This window comes from Streptomyces sp. NPDC048461 (assembly GCF_055587105.1).
On sequence record NZ_JBVJGW010000038.1, the window covers coordinates 13,453 to 30,133 of the forward strand.

A 16,681-nucleotide genomic window follows, 5' to 3' on the forward strand; every position below is an offset into this window, starting at 1 on the left:
GCGACGGAGGGGTTTCGACATCAGTATGAACACCAATCACATGGCTTCCGCGTGGATGCGGCGGACCGTCTCCCGCGGGCTGGTCACCGCCACCGCACTGGCAGCGGTGACCGGCGCGGCCGTGCCCGGTACGGCCATGGCCGACAGCCCCGCCGAGACGCGGGACGCGGCGGCCCGCGCCGCCGGTATGGGCACGACCGAAACGCAGCGGGTCGAGGCCGCGGCCGTGGTCCGACTGGACCCGACGGCGGACGTGCTCCTCCTCAGCGACTACGACTTCGTGCACGCGCTATGGCAGAAGGCCCGGGACGCGGGCGAGAAGCTTGATGCGGTACGGACAGCCGCGGAGCAGGCCATGGCCAGCACGGCGGCCGAGGACCACGTGCGGTTCATCGTCACGGGCGTCCACGAGGCGTACAGGCTCGATCAGCAGCGCGAGCGCGACAAGGCCGAGGCCGAGCGTGTCGCCCGGCTCGCCAGGTCACAGGTGCTGTTGGCCATCGGCATCTCCAGCAATCCCGACCTGCTCGCGTTGACGGACGACAACTTCATCCGCGCGGTCGCCAGACACCCCGCGTCCGGCGCCGAAGTGCGGGCCGCTGCGCTGAAGGCCCTGGTCGGGGAGGCGGCGGAATGGCGGGAGTTCATCGTCAACGGTGCCCGCGAGGCGCACAAGCGTGACGTGGCCAAGGAGCTGGAGGAGCTGGAGGAGCAGAACCGCAAGGAGGCCGAGCGCCGCAGGGAACTCGCCGCCCGCAACAACACCGCGGCCCTCTTCCGCCTCACGCCCTCCCCGGCCATGATCACGTTGAGCGACGACAACTTCATCCGCGAACTCCTGCGCCTAGCGCCGGCCGACATGGAGGGCTCCGAACTGCTCGCGGCCGCTCAGCGCGCGGTCCTGAGCGCGAAGCCTGTGGACTGGAAGGCCTTCATCCACTCCGGCGCCGAAGCCGCGTACAAGCGGGACGACGAGAACCGCCGCAAGAAGCTCGCCCAGGCCAATCGCACGCTGGCCCTGCAGATCCAGGCAGCCGCCGAGAGCAGCGGCGTCAACCCCCACATGGTCGCCGCCGCGAAGAAGGTGCTCGGCGGTACCAATGACGCCGCCGTGGCGGAGTTCCTCAAGGAGGACACCCAGTACCGGCTCAAGCGCCAGTCCCTCAAGGCGGGCGACAAGAAGCTGACGGGTTGGTTCGCCCGCCAGTCCAGCCCGGACGGCGGCGAGGGGTTCATCGGCCCTCTGGACGCCAAGAGCAAGCAGTCCGATCGCGAGGACGCCACCTGGGTCGTCGTGCCCTCCCTCGCTGGTCTGCCCGGCTGCTACTCCTTCGAGTCAGCCAGCAAGCCGGGCCACTACCTGAAGGGCGACAAGCCGTCGCTGCGTGTCCGGATCGCTCCCGACGACCGCAGCGGGGCCTTCAGGCAGAGCGCGACATGGTGCGCGACCAAGGGCCAGAATGGCTCCGGTACGTCCTTCAAGTGGGCCGTCGGGCCTGAGGAGCGCTCGCTTCGCCACATGGCGGGCGAACTCTACGTAGCGCAGCACTACACCACCGATGACGCCCGCCAGGCCTCCAGCTGGCAGATCGCCACCCCGCTGGCCCCCTGAGCCGCCACCGTCCTGGCCCCTGCCCGCTTGGCACGAGCTGAAAGCGAAAGGCGACAACCGCACGAAGCACCGAACCGCTCGCGGCGCCCGTCGGGGCGACGCGCGCCTGCAGTGGGGCCCCGCGCCGCGCGGCCCCGGCCACGAGGGAGGCCGCCTTCCACGAGCGGGCCCGCCGGGTGGGGAGCGTGAACTACCGGCTCACCGTGGCGACCACGACCCTGCCCCTTCTGACCCGCGACGGGGCGGATGCTCCGGTGTGGCGGGTCGTCGGCAACGGCCACGGCGAGGAACGCCGCGCCCTGGCCGCACTCCCGAAGGCACGGTGAGGCCAGGCCCGCGGGCTTGCGGCCGGAGGTCTCCCGTCAGTCCGGACACTCGGCCCGGCCGCTACGGCGTCGGCTCCCACGCTTCGGGGCCGGCACCCCTCCACTCCACGAAGTCGGGATCGGTCACGTCCACGTCCTCGGCACTCTCCAGGCCGGCGGCGGCCAGGAAGACCCTGATGTCGGAAGGGCGGTGCGCGACCCCGATGGCGACGCCGTCGTAGCGCACCCGGCGCCACCCCTGTTCGTCGGGCGGATAGACGATCAGCTTGGCGGACATGCCTCCACCATCGTTGCGCCACTGCCGCTCAGCAGGTGGAGGCAGCCATCCGGGCTACCAACCCCGGCTGCATCACGAGGGCAAGCCGAAGGGGAGCCTGGGCACGCCACCCCGCACCCCGGCTTGCCCACCCCGGCTGGGGCCTGTCGGCAGGGGACGTCGGTCACGGACGGTCCGGAGCCTCCCGGTGAGGTGGCGGCTGACCGGTGACCGATGGCCGGTCACCGCCTCGGTCAGGAGTTGCACGGACCGGTCACGGCCCTGACGTGCTGTTTGACCGATCGCGGGAGGAGGATCGGTCACGCCCGGCCTGGGTGATCGGTCACGGGGTGCTGCTGGGCAAGCCGCTCGGCACGGATGGCTTGCCCAGCGCCCGGATCGCGTGGCGGGACGGCTCCCAAGGTCGCGGCGTCACCGTCTGGAACGTGACGGCCTGAAGCCGGCCGACGCCTCCTCGCAGGCCGTAGACCGGAGTCATGAGACGAATCAAGCAGGAGAGCCCGGCCGTGCTCGGGCAGAGCGATGCGGGCGACATGTGGCTGGCCCTGGCGCGTCTTCACGCGGCTCACCGCGACCCGGTCGGCCGCCTCGTGCCGTTCGAGCGACCGGAGGCCCTGCTGTCCCTCACCGAGCCGGACGACGTTCTCTTCGCCGCACGGGTGGAGCTGTCCGGGATGGAGACGATGGGGCACCTCCACGACCTCATCCGCACAGTCACCCACGGCGTCACCACGGAACTGGGCTACGTCGGGCCCGGGGTCGCACTGGAGGTCATGGTCGGCAAGCGCCACGAACTCGCCTTGCATCGGGCCCACGTTGACGGCCTCACCCGGCTCCTGCGCGACGCCGTCGACACCGTCGCGGCCCGCAGCACACCCGGGGGCGGCCGGTGCTCCCACTGCGACGGCACCGGGCTTGCCCGCCCGCTGTGGGAGCCGGCCGCCGGGCAAGCCTGAACACCCTGGGCAAGCCCAAGGCGACCCTGGGCAAGCCACCCGCAAAGGCGGCTTGCCCAGGGGCCGGGCTACGCCATCGCGGCGTCCACGGTCTCCAGGACGACGAGCTGCTCCGGGTCGACCGGGACGCCGTCGGCCTGGCGCAGCGAGCGGAGTGTGGTGCCGTCGGCGCACAGCCTGCACAACCCGGCCAGGGGGAACGGGGTGGCACCGATGAGGGTGTGCGAGGAGGAGCTGTCATAGACGGGCCGGTAGCAGCCGGGGCACGGCAGGCAGTCGTCGACTCCGTCCGCCGGCGGCGAGTCCGGGTCGAGCAGCGGCACGATCCACAGGAGGTTCTCCCCGGCCTCGGCCCACTGCGCCATCGGCCGCTCCGCGGACCGTTCGAAGACCACGTCGTCGCCGTCCGGGCCTTCGCTGGTACGGACCCGCGCCAGCGTGCCGACGCCTTCGGCGGGGTGGTTCGGGAGGAACGCCAGGACGGTCTTGGCGCCTGGCTCCTCGGTGACGCTGCAGACGTGCCCGAGCCCGGCCTTCATGGCCGTGCCCCATCTCGGTCAGGCCCTGGCCCTCGTCGTCGTTGCGCAGGCGCAGCTGCCACGAGGCCGGGGCGCCGTCGATCTCGGCGGGGGAGGAGGTGATCAGGATGCCGTTGCCGGACTGGCGGACGTCCAGGTGCACCATCCCCAGGACGGAGTGGAACGCGGTGCCGAACCACTCCGTCGGCTGAGCGCCTTCACCACGCGGCGCGCTCGGCTTGTGCAGCTTGTGTCGTCCCATGCTCTGCCTCGCAAACGTGATCCGTGCACGGGCCGATGGGTCCGCTGAACCCCCAACCGCTGCCCGGCGACCCAGGCACGCCACAGGCCCGGCCTCCACCCATTCAGCGCACCTGGGCAAGCCTCCCCGGCCGGGAGGGCCGCCCGGTGCGTCCCGACCCGCAGGAGGGTTGCACCGGAAGGGGGCTGGAGAGGTGTCTGCACGGGTGCACTAGAGCCTGTCTCTTTGCTGAGAAGCCGCCCAGTCGACCGGAAACTCAGGCGCCTCGAGGGGCTGCTCGACTACGGTCGCCGGGGAGGTAATCGAGTGTCCTGGCCATCTGTGATCATCCTTGTCCCCGCGGATCGACGTCCGTTGCTTGAAGGGGGAATCCGTGCTTTTGGGCTCGTGCCGGATCCTGTGACGGGTGACGACAGGCTGCACTGGCACGGGTACTCGTACTCCATCGACCTCTCGGGCGGGATCCTGAGTGACTACGAGAGCGACGAGCTTGATCAGGTGACCACCCAGATCGGCAAACCGTACGCGGTCTACGTCTCGTGCCAGTCCATGGACGCGGCCCGGGCCTTCCTCCGTGACGTCCTTCTTGGACTCGACGGGCTCGTCGACACCAACCACTCCGAAATCCTGCAGGCGAGCGAGTTCCTCACGCTTGTCGACCGCCACCCCGACTGGGACTGGCGACGCCAACCGAGTACCGACCTCGTATAGGCCGGCTCGCATCGGCGCCCGGTCACCTGCGGGACCAGATCAGAATGGCAGCGAGGTGCAGGGCGGCCTGGTAGGCGACTGCGAGTTTGTCCGTCCGCATTGCGAGGCCACGCCACTGCTTGAGTCGGGCGATGCACCGCTCAACAGCATTGCGCTCCTTGTATGTCTCGGCGTCGAAGCCGGGTGGACGACCTCCGGCGCGGCCTCGGCGCCGTCGGTGGCCGATCTGGTCGGCAGGCTGCGGGATGACGGCACGGACGCCGCGTCGACGGAGGTGGCCACGGATTGCGCGGGAGGAGTAGGCGCGATCTGCAAGGACGATCGCTGGACGAGTTCTTGGCCTGCCGAGTCCCCTTCGCGGGACCCGGATTCCGGCCATGACCGCCTCGAAGGCCGGCGCATCCCCGGCCTGGCCCGCCGTGACATGGATGGAGAGAGGCCGCGCCTGGCTGTCACTGGCCAGGTGGACCTTCGTGCTCAAGCCGCCGCGGGAGCGTCCGAGCGCGTGATCCTCCGGCTCAGACCGGCCGGGAGCCCCCTTTTCCTCGCTCCGGCCGAGTGCTGGTGAGCCCGGCAGATGGTGGAGTCCACGGAGACTGTCCAGCCCACATCATCGTCAGCATCCGCCACTGCAAGGACAGCTGCGAGGACCCGTGCCCAGGTGCCATCCACGGCCCACCTGATCAGGCGTTTATGCGCGGTCTGAAAGGGCCCGAGCTCGTCAGGCAAGTCGCGCCACGGCGAGCAGGTGCGGTACTTCCACGCGATGGCCTCAAGGGTGCGGCGGTGGTCAGCCCACCGCCGGCCACGGACCGGATCGGCCGGCATCAGCGGCTCGATCCGGTCCCACATCACATCAGTGATCACTAATCGGACAGGCATATCCGATCAACTGATCAACCCATCAAAGAGACACGCTCTAGGCGGGGGACCGCAGGTGTGACCGGAGGTGGGACCCCCCGAAACTGGTGATCTTCCATCTGTGCAGGTCAGCAGCCGTGGGCAAGCCCCCTTCGGAAAACGACACCTCTTACCTCGCGATAGCCGAGGGAAGAGGCCCGCTTCGATTCTGGTGGCGGGCGGCGGTGCGAAGGGGCCGGGTGCCAAGGGACGACCCGTTGTTGCGCGAGTGCTTTGCAGCACTGTCCCGCATCCTTCCGGGACTCTCGCTGTCCAGGCCGCAGGGCTATCTGGTGACTGCTTGTGGCAGCTGAGTGCTGTTGTGTGTCGGCGGGAATGCCGGGTCGGTGAAACGGTTCACTACAGTGCCGCCGGCCGAGAGGAACCCGCTCATGAGCACCCCAGCACCCCGCCCCTTGGTCGCAACCTGGGCTCCTTCCCAGTCCGGACCGTGCGTGCGCAGGAGGAGATCAACCGGATCCGTAGGCTCATCGACCGCGTCAGCTCCGACCTCGACCAACTCACCGCCGAGGACCGCGCGCAGATCGAGCAGGCCGTAACCCTCGTGCGCCGCTCGCGCACCGTCCACCTCGGCATGCCCCGCGTCGGCCAGCCCCTGCCCGACATCCGACCCCCAAGAACCCACCCGTCATGACCACCGCCATGAACGACGGCCGCCGATCCGACACCGAACGCCGCCGCGCCCGTGTGCAAGCGGCGATCATGGCAGCACGAAGCGACGGGACGCCGCTGAATACCTCGGCCATCGCCCGGACCGCCCGTGTTGACCGGACCTTCCTCTACCGTCATCTGACCTCCTCGACGCCCTCCATACCGCCGCTTACGAACCGGCCGTGCAGCCGGTAACAGGGGCGGCGGTCCCCCGGCGGTCGTTGCAGGCCGACTTGGCCAACGCGGCGGCCCGTAGTGCACGCTTGGCCGCCCGCGTCCATCAGCTCGAAGAACGCCTGTCCAAGGTGCTCGGCGAGGAAATCTGGCGGATGTCCGGCCTCCGACCACCCGCCGACATCGCCGAGCTCAGTAGCCGCGTCAGCAGGCTTGAACAGACCAACGTTGAGCTGACCCGCAGGCTGACAGATTGTCAGGCCGAACTTGACGCTGCACGGGCAGCCAACCGCGGCCTCACCATCGCCCTGAACCAGAGCACGTGGTCCAAGAGATTGGCTCCACCGGCGCTCGGTCGATCGGCAGGCCGGAGACGATCTGGGTCTGCGCTGAGACGCAGCAGGCACGGACGTAGCGTGCCGGTCGTCCATCGCGCGGCCAGTTCCCGGACTCATTGGCCGCTGCATGCGGCACTGCCCGCCCCCAATGGTGCCGGGACGATCTCTCCCGGGGTGGAGGCGGGCAGCGCATCTCGGGGGGCTTCGCCTTGTGAGCGAGCGCCTTCCCCGCGCGCGGTATTCCTGAGCCGAGTTCCGGGTTGTCGGTGAGTGAGTCGGCGTCAGGTCCGGTTCCGCGAGCCGTGGGTGTGGGCTTCGGTTTCACTATGGCCGTTGCGCGGCATCGTCAGTTGGTGGTGTGAGCCTGTCTCTCGTGTGTGAGTTCGTTCAGGTACACGAGAGTCAGCGAATCACAGGCAGTTCCGACTGCGCGGGCCCCCCATCAGCCAGCCGTCTGGCAGCGGCCGATATCCGCAATGATGCGACTGCTAATGAGTGATCCACTCCGTGGAAGTGGTCATCTCCTCCAGTACGTCGCGTACGGGTTCCACGCCGAGACCGGGGCCGGTGGGGACGTCAAGGTAGCCGTCGTCGTCGAGGACGAACGGCTTGGTGATGTCGGTCGCGAAGTAGCGGTGGGAGCCGGAGGTGTCGCCGGGCAGGGTGAAGCCGGGCAGCGCGGCGAGGGCGACGTTGGCGGCGCGGCCGATGCCTGTTTCGAGCATGCCGCCGCACCAGACGGGGATGCCGTGCGCTTGGGCGAGATCGTGGATGCGGCGGGCTTCGAGGTAGCCGCCGACGCGGGCCGGCTTGACGTTGATGATGGAACAGGCGCCGAGGGAGATGGCGGCCGCGGCGTCGGCTGCGGACTCGATGGATTCGTCGAGACAGATGGGCGTGCGCAGGAGCTTGGCGAGTTGAGCGTGCTGGACCATGTCGTCGTTGGCGAGGGGCTGCTCGATCAGGAGAAGGTCGAATGCGTCGAGTTTGGCGAGGTGCTGGGCGTCGACGAGGGTGTAGGCGGCGTTGGCGTCGACCTGCAGGAGGAGGTCGTTGCCGAACCGCTCGCGGACCGCGCGGACGGGAGCTACGTCCCATCCGGGTTCGATCTTCAGTTTGATCCTTACGTAGCCCTCCTCGACATAGCCTTCGACGGCGTCGAGGAGTTCGGGGATGGAGTCCATGATGCCCACGGAGACGCCGCAGGGGACGCGGTTGCGGCTGGCGCCGAGGTGGCCGGCGAACGACTCTCCGCTCGCGCGGAGCTGGGCGTCTAGGACAGCCGTCTCAAGGGCGGCCTTGGCCATGTGGTGACCGGTGAAGGGGCGAAGGACCCGGCCGACGGTGTTGGCGTCGACGCCGTCCTTGGGGAGGGCAGGGATGAGGAACTTGCGCAGGACGTCCTGGGCGCCGTCGACGTACTCGGAGCAGTAGCGGGGCTCGGACATCGCCGCGCACTCGGCCCACCCTTCGCCGTCCTCGGTCACGACCCGGACCAGCAGGACGTCGCGGGCCGTTTCGGTCCCGAAAGAGGTCCGGAACGGGGCGACGAGAGGCATCTGGATCCGGCGGAGTTCGATTCCGGAGATCTTCATGGCGTAAGGCTCCTGGAGAAAGCGGCCGCGGTGAACGCGGCGGGGGTGCGGGTGACGACGTAGGAAGAGCGGTTGTGAAAGCCGATAACCCGGCCGCCGTCGGCGAGGAGAGCGCCGAGGGTGTCGCGGACGGCCAGGCGCCAGGCCCGCGCCGCAGCGGGGTCTTTCCGACGGAGGGCTTCGATGTCTTCGGGGACGTCGATGAGTACCGTCTCCGTGTCGGCCGACCCCGCCCGAGGGTGCCCCTCGTGGTCGCGTATCGCGTAGGAGGATCCGGCGACCACCGTACTGAGCAAGGGCTCAGGGGTATGGGTGGCGGTGGGCAGCGAGGTGGTCAGGTCCCACGCGGCTAGGACGCGGTCGGTCTCGTCGCCCCCATTGATGGCGTCGTCCATCGGGCCGTAGAACGACGGCAGATATTCCTCGGGGCGGGCGCCGAGCTTGGCTAGGTTGAAGTGGGCGTTTCGGCGGACCAAGGGGTCGTAGGTCCAGGTGATGCGGGCGAGTCCGCGGGCCAGGGCCCACTGGCGTTGGTGGAGTTTGAGGGCGAGGCCGATGCCGCGGCCCATGGCTGTGCCGGTGATGTGGGAGTGCAAGGTGGTGCCGGCGGGGGCGGCGAGGAACGCGACGGACGCCCCGACGATTGTGCCGCTCTCGTAGGCTCCGGCGACATAGTTCCCGGCGTGGGACAGGGCGCGCATCATCTCAACGGAGACGGGTGCGCTTCCGGCGTCGGTGCGCCAGATGTCGGCGTAGAGGCGGTGAATGTCTTCGAAGCCGGAGATGGTGTGGAGTTCGCGCAGTTCGAGTGGGGTCATTGGAGCGCTCCGACGAGGTGGGCCAGGAGGCGGGCGCGGGCGGGCATTGTGGCGGTGAGGACGTGTTCGTGGTCGGCGTGTGCTCCGTCGCCGACGGCTCCGAGGCCGTCGAGGGTGGGGCAGCCGACGCCGGCGGTGTAGTTGCCGTCGGAGGCGCCGCCCACGGAGGTCTCCCGCAGGGGTCCGAGGCCGAGAGTGGTGGCCTGTTCCGCCGCGAGCGCGAACAGCTGGGCGGAGGCACCGTGGTCCAGGGGCGGCCGGTTGGGGCCGCCTCGGACGTCCAGTGTGGCTCCGGGAATCCGCGGGCGGAGGTCGCGCAGGAGACGGTCGACGGTGTCCTGGGCCCTAGTGGTGGGGACGCGGACGTCGATGTTGAGGGTGGCGAGGGCGGGGACGGTGTTGTTGGCGGTGCCGGCTGACATGAGGGTCGGGGTGAGGGTGGTGCCGGGGCCGGTCTGGGCGATGGCGGCTTGCGTGATGTCCTGGAGGGCGAGGACCTGGTGGGCGAGTTCGACGGCGGCGTTTATGCCCTTCTCGGGTTCCAGGCCGGAGTGGGCGGCCCGGCCGTGGACGGTGATGTCGTAGATGGACACGCCCTTGCGGCCGGTCTTCAGGGCTCCGCCGTCGGCGGACGGCTCGGTGACGAGGGTGGCCGCGCAGCGGCGGGCGAGGTCTTCGATGAGGGTGCGCGAGGTGTCGGAACCAACTTCCTCGTCGCCGGTGATCAACACGCAGAGCCCGTCGAGGGAGGGCAGGGAGGCCAGGGCATGGAAGGTCTGGACGAGGCCGGCCTTCATGTCGAAGACGCCGGGGCCGCGGGCTATGCCGTCCTTGACGCTGAAGGGGTGGGTGGTGAGGGAGCCTGTCGGCCAGACGGTGTCGTGGTGGCCAAGCAGCAGAACTCGGGGGGTGCCGAAGGTCCACAGGACGTGGGTGACGCCGTCGAGGACGATGAGTTCGCCCGGGGCGCCCAGGTGGCGGTGGCCTTGGGCGGCGACGAGCTGGGCGCTTCGGGCGACGGCTTCGTAGTCGGCTGAGTAGGACTCGCAGGTGACGAGTTCTTCGAGGTCGGCGAGCATGGCGGCGAGGTCGATCGCGTCTCCTGCTCGCGGGAGAGGGGATCCAAGGTCTACCGGCACGGGTGAGTCCTCCAGGGTGGGTTGGTGGCCACGTTAGGCAGCGTCGGTCAGGTGTCGTTCGTCGTTCCATCACTGCCTTGGCGGTCGGATTCGTACCCGCCGCCGAAGTCCTGGAAGTTGGCGACGCCCGGCAGGTGGGGGTACCTGTCGGGCGTGTGGCGGCGGGGTGTCAGCCCATGTGGTCGGTCATGAGGCGCCGGACGTTGCCGCCGAGGATCTTGAGGAGGTCCGCTTCGGGGAAGCTGCGCCGGATGAGGGCTTCGGTGAGCAGGGGCATGCCGGCGGGGCCTTCGAGGCCGGGGAAGTCGAACATGGGGTCTTCGTCGTCGAGGCTCTCGCAGCAGGGCGGGGTGACGTCGTGGATGATCTCGCGGACGAAGTCGGAGCCGAGGCCGACGTGGTCGATGCCGGTGAGGGAAGCGATGTGTTCGATGTGGTCGACGATGCGTTCCACGTCGACCTTGTCCTGGGTGTCGGTGAGGAAGTCGGGGACGAAGTTCACGCAGATGACGCCGCCGGTGGAGGCGACGCCGCGGATCTGCTCGTCGGTGAGGTTGCGGTGGTGGTCGCGCAGGGCCCGGGCACAGGAGTGGGTGGCGATGAGGGGGCGGGTGGCGATCTCCAGGACGTGGGCGACGCCGGTGGCGGAGAGGTGAGAGACGTCGAAGAGCATGCCCAGGCGTTCCATCTCGCGCAGGGCCTGGATTCCGGGGGTGGTGAGGCGGCTGCCGGTGGCGTCTTCGCGGCTGCCGTCTGCGAGGGGGGTGCGGCCCCAGTGGGCTATGGAGGCTATCCGTACGCCGAGCCGGAAGAGGGTGGGGAGGAGTTCGACGGATGCGTCGATGCCGGGGGCGCTCTCGAGGGCGAGGACGAGGGCGATCCTGTCGGTGGCGAGGGCGGCGTCGATGTCGGCGCCGTTCAGACAGAGGGAGACCTGGTCGGCGTTGGCCTCGGCGAGGACGTGGGCGCATTCGATCATGCGGAGCGTCTGCCGGAGGGCGCCTTCGGGCCGGTACTGGTCGTCGATGAAGACGGGCAGGACTTGGATGTTGATGCCGCCCTCGCGGAGCTGCGGCAGCCAGCGTTCGCGGAAGAAGCTGCCCCAGAGGCGGGGTGGACGCGCGGCGACGGCCATGAGGAGGTCGTTGTGGGCGTCGGCGACGATGGCGCGGTGGTGAAGGTCGGGCAGTGACATGAGCTGGCCTTTCACGGGTGTGAGGGCGAGGGCCGGCTCCCGACAGGCACCACGTGCCCGCGGGGCCGGCCTGCGTGGGTGGGTCAGGTCCGGGTAAGGCGGGGCACGGCGTCGAGCAGGGCGCGGGTGTAGGGCTGCGCGGGTCGGTTGATCACGTCTTCGGCGGGGCCGGCTTCCACCAGGTGGCCGTGGCGCATGACGGCGACGGCGTCGCAGACGTAGCGGACGACGGCGAGGTTGTGGGAGATGAAGAGCATCGTCAGGCCGAGTTCGCTGCGCAGGTCGCGGATCAGGTTGAGGACCGCGCCCTGGACCGATACGTCGAGGGCGGAGGTGATCTCGTCGGCGATCAGGACGTCGGGGCGTGCGGCGAGGGCGCGGGCGATGGCCACGCGTTGGCGCTGGCCACCGGACAGTTCGCGCGGGTAGCGGGCCTGGTAGCTGGCGGGCAGGGAGACGAGGTCGAGGAGGCGTCCGATTTCGGGTTCCCGTTGTGCGCGGGGTACGCGGAGTCCTTCGGCGATGGCGTCGCCGATGCTCATGCGGGGGTTGAGGGAGGAGTAGGGGTCCTGGAAGACCATCTGGACTCGCCCGGGTTCGACGCCGGTGACCGTGCCGCTGTACGGGAGGAGGCTGGCTGCCGCACGGGCGAGCGTCGACTTCCCTGATCCGGATTCACCGACCAGGCCGGTGACCGTGCCGGTGGGGATGGTGAGGCTGACGTGGTCGACGGCGGTGACGCGGCCGAAACGCACGGTGAGCTCGTTGATGATCATCATGCCTCCCAGCAGGCGACCGAGTGTCCGCCGGAACGCAGGGCGAGTTCGGGACGGGTGGAGCAGCGTGCGGTGGCTGCCGCGCATCGGTCGGCGAAGGCGCAGCCGGGGCCGATGTCGGCGGGTGAGGGCTGGCGTCCGGGGATGGTGGTCAGCGGGCGGCTGCGGTCGGTGTCCATGTCGGGCAGGGAGCCGATGAGCGCGCGGGTGTAGGGGTGGCGGGCGTGGTGGAGGGCGTGCGCGGGCAGTTCCTCGACGACGCGGCCGGCGTACATGACGAGGACGCGGTCGCAGAGTTCGCTGACGACGGCAATGTCGTGGGAGATGAACAGGGCGCCGGCCTGGGTGTCGTCAACGACTTCGCGCAGGACGCGCAGGACTTCGCGTTGGACGGTGACGTCGAGGGCGGTGGTGGGTTCGTCCGCGATGATCAGGCGGGGGGTGCCCATGAGTCCCATGGCGATGACGGCGCGTTGGCGCATGCCGCCGGAGAGCTCATGGGGGTACTGGCGTACGACGCGTTCGGGGTTCTTGATGTGGACGGCTGCCAGGCGGTCGATGGCGCGCCGGTCGGCCTGGGCGCGGGTGGCACCGTCGTGGAGGGTGGCGACTTCGGCGAGCTGGCCGCCGACCTTGAGGGCGGGGTTAAGGGAGGAGGTGGGGTCCTGGAAGACCATCGCTAGACGGGTACCGAGCGTCTTGCGGTTCTCGGCAGGGGTGAGGGTGGCGAGGTCGGTGCCGCAGAGCAGGGTGCGTGCGCTGGCGACGAGGCCGGGATGGGGGACGATCTGTCCGATCGCGGCGGCGGTCATGCTCTTGCCGCTGCCGGATTCGCCGACCAGGCCGATGATCTCGCCTTCGCCGATGGTCAGGGACAGGCCTCGTACGGGGGTGATGCCGCCGGGGAAGGCGACGGTGAGGTCGCGGACTTCGAGGACCGCGCCTGAGGTTGGGGCAGTGGTGGCGGGGGTGGTCGGCGGGGTGACCGGTTTGCCGGTCGGGGCGCTGCCGGTACGGGCGGCGGCTGTGGCGAAGGCGTCTCCGAGGAGGGTGAATCCGAGCCCGGCCAGCGTGACGGCGAGGGCGGGGGCAATGACGACGGCGGGGGTGACGTAGACGTGTCCGAATGCTTCGTTCAGCAGGCGGCCCCAGTCGTAGTGGGGGGCTTGGACGCCCATGCCGAGGAAGGACATCGCGGATAGGCCCAGGAGGGCAGCGCCCAGGGACTGGGAGATGTTGAGGATGAGCGGTTCGGCGATGTTGGGAAGGATGTGCCGGGTCAGGATCCGATGGCGGGGGACCTTGAGCATGCGGGCGGCGGCGATGTAGTCGGCGCCGGTGACGGTCGCGGTGAGATTGCAGGTCAGGCGGGCGAAGGTCGGTGCGAGCGCGACACCGATGCCCAGGACCGCGCCTTGGGCGCCCAGGCCGGCGACGACAGCGGTGAACATCGCCAGAAGCAGCGCGGGGAAAGCGACGAGGAGGTCGACGACGGCAACCACGGCCCGGCCGGCCCGGTACGGGAGGACCGAGGGCAGGGTGCCCAGGATGATTCCGGCGAGGGTTCCGATCAGGGTGGCGACCAGGGCGAGGCCCAGGGTGAGGCGGGTCGCGACCAGGGTGCGGGCCAGCAGGTCGCGGCCGAGGGCGTCGGTGCCCAGCCAGTGGGCGCCGGAGGCGCCTTGGCTGATGTCGTCCGCGTTGATGCGGGCCGCGGCCGCGCCCCACAAGGGCGGGGCAACGATGGCCAGGAGGACGATCAGGGCGACAAGGGCGGAGCCGATGAGGCCGGCGGGGGTTTTCAGCAGGCGGCGCATCAGCCCTCCCGGCGGGTGGCAGCTTGGGCGGACTTGGGGTCCAGGGCACCGAGGAGAAGGTCGACGAGGAAGTTGACGAGCAGGACGAGCGCCCCGTAGACGAGGATCATGGCCTGGGCGACGGGGTAGTCCTTCTGCGTGATGGCCTCGACGGTGCGCAGGCCCAAGCCGGGCCAGGCGAAGACGCTTTCGACGAGGACGCTTCCGGTTATCAGGCCGCTGAGGAGCAGGCCGCCCATGGTGAGGGTCGCGGTGAGGGTGTTGGGCAGCAGGTGCACCGCGTACAGGCGCCAGGGTGGCAGCCGTTTGGCGTGGGCCAGGCGCATGTAGTCGGTGTCCAGTTCGCGCAGGGTCTCCACCCGGGCCAGGCGGGCGATCATCGCGGCGGGGGCGATGGCCAGGGCGGTGACGGGCAGGACGTAGGAGGCGGGGCCGGTCAGGCCGGCCGGGGGCAGCAGGCCGAGGCCGAGGCCGAAGACGAGGAGCAGGGCCAGTCCGTAGAGGTATTCGGGGATGGCGACGGCTGCGCCGGTCGCGGTGGTGAACGCGGTCTCGGTATGGGGGGCGCGCCCGTTGTGGGTGCGTACGGCGCCCCACAGGCCGAGCGGGATCGCGATGGCCAGGGCCAGGAGGGTGGCCAGGGTCGCGAGGGCGAGGGTGTTGGGGAGGCCTTGGCCGATGATGTCGGCCACCGCCTGGTTGGAGAAGAAGGAGGTGCCCAGGTCGCCGCTGAACAGGTGCTGCACGTAGTGGACGAACTGGGTCGGCAGGGGGGCGTCGAGGCCGAGGTCGGCTCGGCGGGCGTCGATGAGTTCCTTGGGGGCGGTCGGGCCGAGCATCTGGCGCAGCGGGTCGCCGGGGATCAGGTGGATCATCGCGAACGACGCCACGATCAGGACCGCCAGGGAGAGCAGCAGGCGCAGCAGCCGGCGGGCGAGATCTAGCGGGTTGATTCTGCGGGTGCGCCGTGCCGGTTGGGCAGCCGTGTCGGTGGCGGTCACTTCTTGGTGCCTCCCGTCATGCGGATCGACGTCGGGTCGAAGAGACCGTTGGTCATGCGGAAGGTGGCGTTGTGGGCGGCGATGGTGAGGGTCTTGTCCACGACGGGGATCAGATCGGCGCTGTCGAACAGTGCGCTCTCGGACTGGGCCCATTTCTCGCAGCCTTCGCTGCCGGGCAGGGCGCTCGCGGCGGCGGTGAGTTCCTCGTATGTGCTGTTGGTGAGGTGGGCGAAGTTCTCGCCGTCGGGGGTGACGGGGCCGGAGAGCATGCCGGTCAGCTGGGTGGGCAGGGCGACGCCGAGGGGTGCCCAGTCGACGTCCCAGTCCTGGGTGTCCAGTTCGATCTCCGCGTAGGCGGCGTCCGAGACGGCCCGCAGCTTCACCTCGGCGCCGACCTTGGTCCAAGTGTCGGCGAGGTACTCGGCGGCGGCCGCCATGGTCTCTCCGGAGGATGCCGCGTAGATCATGCGCAGGGTCAGTTTCTTGCCGTCCTTGGTGCGGACGCCGCCCTGGGTGCGGTGCCAGCCGGCCTTGTCCAGGGCGGCTTCGGCCTGGCCGCGGTCGAAGGCGGGCAGGTGGCCGGTGACGGTGTCGCCGGGGCAGGGGCGGGGAGCGTTGACCAGGCCGGTGGGCGCGGTACCGGTGCCGCCGGTGGCGATCGCGCCGAGACTCTTCAGGTCGACGGCCTGCAGGAGCGCGCGGCGGACGGCGGGGTCGCTGCCGGGGTGGCCGGCGCCTTGGTGGAAGAAGAACTCCTGGGTGCCGTTGGGCTGGACGCTGGTCTTCACGCCGGGGATGTTCGTGACGCGGGCACGGTCGGGGCCGCCGAGCTGGGCTCCGTTGAGCTGGTGGGAGGCGAGCATGTTGGCGACGGTCGCCTCGCTGCCGAGGACCTTCAGAACGACGCGGCCCGGGGTCGCCGGGTCCGCGGTGGTGGTTCCGCCCGGGCCCCACGTGTAGTCCTCGCGGCGGGTGAAGGTGTAGCTCTGGTTCGCCTTGGCCGCGGTGAGCTGGAACGGCCCCGACCCCGAGGTGTGGCCTTCCAGGAAGGTGCGGTCCTTGAGTCCCTGGCCGCAGACGACGAACAGGTAGCGGGTGGATTCCAGGATGAACGCGAACGGCTCCGGGGTGGAGAGCGTCACCCTCCCCGCGGCGTCGTCGGCCGTGGCGGTCAGCCCCGCGGGGACCAGAACCCCGTAGGCGGGCGACTTGGTGGCCGGATCGGTGATGTGGGCGACGTTCCGCGCGATCGTGGACGCGGTGACGGGGCTTCCGTCCGCGCAGGTGACACCGCGGTGCAGCGTGAATGTCACCGACCTGGGGGTGACGTTCCAGGTGTCGGCGAGGCCGGAGGTGATCCGGCCGTCGGAGCCGGTGTTCACGAGCGTGTCGTAGGCGAGCGACAGGGCCGTGTAGGTCGTCGTCTTCTGTACCTGGGCCGGGTCGAGCAGGCCCGGATCGCTCTTGATGGCGAAGCTGAAGGCGTCGCCGCCGGCTTGGCCGGCGGGTGTGGCACCACAGCCGGCCGCCAGCAGCGACGCCGCGATACACGCGGCGATCGCTTGCGCTCTTGTCATGGGGGGCTCCTTGGGGC

Annotated in this window: 18 protein-coding genes; 7 read left to right on the plus strand and 11 right to left on the minus strand. The window is 70.0% G+C overall.

Annotated elements, in window-relative coordinates; all coding sequences use genetic code 11:
* Window positions 1–40 precede the first annotated feature (40 nt).
* Window positions 41–1,612, plus strand: coding sequence for an AbfB domain-containing protein (locus ACZ6S8_RS36415; protein WP_469462291.1), 1,572 nt, complete (start codon window positions 41–43; stop codon window positions 1,610–1,612).
* A gap of 185 nt (window positions 1,613–1,797) precedes the next feature.
* Window positions 1,798–1,938, plus strand: a complete 141-nt coding sequence (locus ACZ6S8_RS36420) for a hypothetical protein (protein WP_469462292.1) — start codon at window positions 1,798–1,800, stop codon at window positions 1,936–1,938.
* Between the two features lie 61 nt (window positions 1,939–1,999).
* Here ACZ6S8_RS36420 and ACZ6S8_RS36425 read toward each other — a convergent pair whose 3' ends face one another.
* On the minus strand, window positions 2,000–2,215 hold the full coding sequence (locus tag ACZ6S8_RS36425; protein WP_469462294.1) for a hypothetical protein: 216 nt from the start codon (window positions 2,213–2,215) through the stop codon (window positions 2,000–2,002).
* A gap of 266 nt (window positions 2,216–2,481) precedes the next feature.
* Here ACZ6S8_RS36425 and ACZ6S8_RS36430 point away from each other — a divergent pair, with 266 nt between their 5' ends.
* Window positions 2,482–2,652, plus strand: coding sequence for a hypothetical protein (locus tag ACZ6S8_RS36430; RefSeq protein WP_469462295.1), 171 nt, complete (start codon window positions 2,482–2,484; stop codon window positions 2,650–2,652).
* Window positions 2,653–2,691: 39 nt separating this feature from the next.
* The gene (locus ACZ6S8_RS36435; protein ID WP_469462297.1) at window positions 2,692–3,171 is read left to right on the plus strand and encodes a hypothetical protein; all 480 of its coding nucleotides are present in this window, start codon (window positions 2,692–2,694) and stop codon (window positions 3,169–3,171) included.
* Window positions 3,172–3,239: 68 nt separating this feature from the next.
* Here the strand turns inward: ACZ6S8_RS36435 and ACZ6S8_RS36440 are convergent, their stop codons facing one another.
* Window positions 3,240–3,710: a hypothetical protein gene (locus ACZ6S8_RS36440; protein WP_469462298.1), complete on the minus strand. Its 471-nt coding sequence runs from the start codon at window positions 3,708–3,710 to the stop codon at window positions 3,240–3,242.
* Between the two features lie 628 nt (window positions 3,711–4,338).
* On the opposite strand from ACZ6S8_RS36440, the gene ACZ6S8_RS36445 reads away from it, so the two are divergent.
* On the plus strand, window positions 4,339–4,662 hold the full coding sequence (locus ACZ6S8_RS36445; RefSeq protein WP_469462300.1) for a hypothetical protein: 324 nt from the start codon (window positions 4,339–4,341) through the stop codon (window positions 4,660–4,662).
* A gap of 22 nt (window positions 4,663–4,684) precedes the next feature.
* Here ACZ6S8_RS36445 and ACZ6S8_RS36450 read toward each other — a convergent pair.
* A protein-coding gene (locus tag ACZ6S8_RS36450; protein ID WP_469462301.1) for an IS5 family transposase occupies window positions 4,685–5,544 on the minus strand; the annotation gives its coding sequence in 2 pieces (ribosomal slippage) (window positions 4,685–5,193 and window positions 5,193–5,544; 861 coding nt in all).
* Between the two features lie 469 nt (window positions 5,545–6,013).
* Here ACZ6S8_RS36450 and ACZ6S8_RS36455 point away from each other — a divergent pair.
* Complete coding sequence (locus ACZ6S8_RS36455; RefSeq protein WP_469462302.1) at window positions 6,014–6,217, plus strand: hypothetical protein; 204 nt, start codon at window positions 6,014–6,016, stop codon at window positions 6,215–6,217.
* The gene (locus tag ACZ6S8_RS36460; RefSeq protein WP_469462304.1) at window positions 6,214–6,429 is read left to right on the plus strand and encodes a hypothetical protein; all 216 of its coding nucleotides are present in this window, start codon (window positions 6,214–6,216) and stop codon (window positions 6,427–6,429) included. The genes ACZ6S8_RS36455 and ACZ6S8_RS36460 overlap by 4 nt, the downstream gene beginning before the upstream one ends.
* A gap of 805 nt (window positions 6,430–7,234) precedes the next feature.
* Here the strand turns inward: ACZ6S8_RS36460 and menC are convergent.
* The 8 genes from menC to ACZ6S8_RS36500 form a co-directional block, all read right to left on the minus strand.
* Window positions 7,235–8,341, minus strand: a complete 1,107-nt coding sequence (gene menC / locus ACZ6S8_RS36465; RefSeq protein ID WP_469462305.1) for an o-succinylbenzoate synthase — start codon at window positions 8,339–8,341, stop codon at window positions 7,235–7,237.
* Window positions 8,338–9,159, minus strand: coding sequence for a GNAT family N-acetyltransferase (locus tag ACZ6S8_RS36470; RefSeq protein ID WP_469462307.1), 822 nt, complete (start codon window positions 9,157–9,159; stop codon window positions 8,338–8,340). Before ACZ6S8_RS36470 ends, menC begins: the two co-directional genes overlap by 4 nt.
* On the minus strand, window positions 9,156–10,238 hold the full coding sequence (locus ACZ6S8_RS36475) for a M20 family metallopeptidase (protein ID WP_469462338.1): 1,083 nt from the start codon (window positions 10,236–10,238) through the stop codon (window positions 9,156–9,158). Before ACZ6S8_RS36475 ends, ACZ6S8_RS36470 begins: the two co-directional genes overlap by 4 nt.
* Before the next feature lie 229 nt (window positions 10,239–10,467).
* Window positions 10,468–11,493 carry a dipeptidase gene (locus tag ACZ6S8_RS36480; protein ID WP_469462309.1) on the minus strand — a complete coding sequence of 342 codons (1,026 nt, stop codon included), beginning with the start codon at window positions 11,491–11,493 and terminating at the stop codon, window positions 10,468–10,470.
* A gap of 83 nt (window positions 11,494–11,576) precedes the next feature.
* Window positions 11,577–12,272, minus strand: coding sequence for an ABC transporter ATP-binding protein (locus tag ACZ6S8_RS36485; protein WP_469462310.1), 696 nt, complete (start codon window positions 12,270–12,272; stop codon window positions 11,577–11,579).
* A complete protein-coding gene (locus ACZ6S8_RS36490) occupies window positions 12,269–14,086 on the minus strand; it encodes a dipeptide/oligopeptide/nickel ABC transporter permease/ATP-binding protein (RefSeq protein WP_469462311.1) in 1,818 nt (605 codons plus the stop codon). Before ACZ6S8_RS36490 ends, ACZ6S8_RS36485 begins: the two co-directional genes overlap by 4 nt.
* Window positions 14,086–15,087 (minus strand): ABC transporter permease, encoded by a 1,002-nt coding sequence (locus ACZ6S8_RS36495; protein ID WP_469462313.1) that lies wholly within the window; start codon window positions 15,085–15,087, stop codon window positions 14,086–14,088. The genes ACZ6S8_RS36490 and ACZ6S8_RS36495 overlap by 1 nt, the downstream gene beginning before the upstream one ends.
* The gene (locus ACZ6S8_RS36500; RefSeq protein ID WP_469462314.1) at window positions 15,084–16,664 is read right to left on the minus strand and encodes an ABC transporter substrate-binding protein; all 1,581 of its coding nucleotides are present in this window, start codon (window positions 16,662–16,664) and stop codon (window positions 15,084–15,086) included. Before ACZ6S8_RS36500 ends, ACZ6S8_RS36495 begins: the two co-directional genes overlap by 4 nt.
* Window positions 16,665–16,681 lie beyond the last annotated feature (17 nt).

What these genes read in the sequence shown, in the direction of transcription:
- ACZ6S8_RS36500 (WP_469462314.1), bottom strand. Translation starts at nt 16,664, where the DNA reads ATGACAAGAGCGCAAGCGATCGCCGCGTGTATCGCGGCGTCGCTGCTG.
- ACZ6S8_RS36490 (WP_469462311.1), bottom strand. Translation starts at nt 14,086, where the DNA reads ATGCGCCGCCTGCTGAAAACCCCCGCCGGCCTCATCGGCTCCGCCCTT.
- ACZ6S8_RS36425 (WP_469462294.1), bottom strand. Translation starts at nt 2,215, where the DNA reads ATGTCCGCCAAGCTGATCGTCTATCCGCCCGACGAACAGGGGTGGCGC.
- ACZ6S8_RS36475 (WP_469462338.1), bottom strand. Translation starts at nt 10,238, where the DNA reads ATGCTCGCCGACCTCGAAGAACTCGTCACCTGCGAGTCCTACTCAGCC.
- ACZ6S8_RS36435 (WP_469462297.1), top strand. Translation starts at nt 2,692, where the DNA reads ATGAGACGAATCAAGCAGGAGAGCCCGGCCGTGCTCGGGCAGAGCGAT.
- ACZ6S8_RS36485 (WP_469462310.1), bottom strand. Translation starts at nt 12,272, where the DNA reads ATGATGATCATCAACGAGCTCACCGTGCGTTTCGGCCGCGTCACCGCC.
- ACZ6S8_RS36470 (WP_469462307.1), bottom strand. Translation starts at nt 9,159, where the DNA reads ATGACCCCACTCGAACTGCGCGAACTCCACACCATCTCCGGCTTCGAA.
- ACZ6S8_RS36415 (WP_469462291.1), top strand. Translation starts at nt 41, where the DNA reads ATGGCTTCCGCGTGGATGCGGCGGACCGTCTCCCGCGGGCTGGTCACC.
- ACZ6S8_RS36460 (WP_469462304.1), top strand. Translation starts at nt 6,214, where the DNA reads ATGACCACCGCCATGAACGACGGCCGCCGATCCGACACCGAACGCCGC.
- ACZ6S8_RS36440 (WP_469462298.1), bottom strand. Translation starts at nt 3,710, where the DNA reads ATGAAGGCCGGGCTCGGGCACGTCTGCAGCGTCACCGAGGAGCCAGGC.
- ACZ6S8_RS36480 (WP_469462309.1), bottom strand. Translation starts at nt 11,493, where the DNA reads ATGTCACTGCCCGACCTTCACCACCGCGCCATCGTCGCCGACGCCCAC.
- menC (WP_469462305.1), bottom strand. Translation starts at nt 8,341, where the DNA reads ATGAAGATCTCCGGAATCGAACTCCGCCGGATCCAGATGCCTCTCGTC.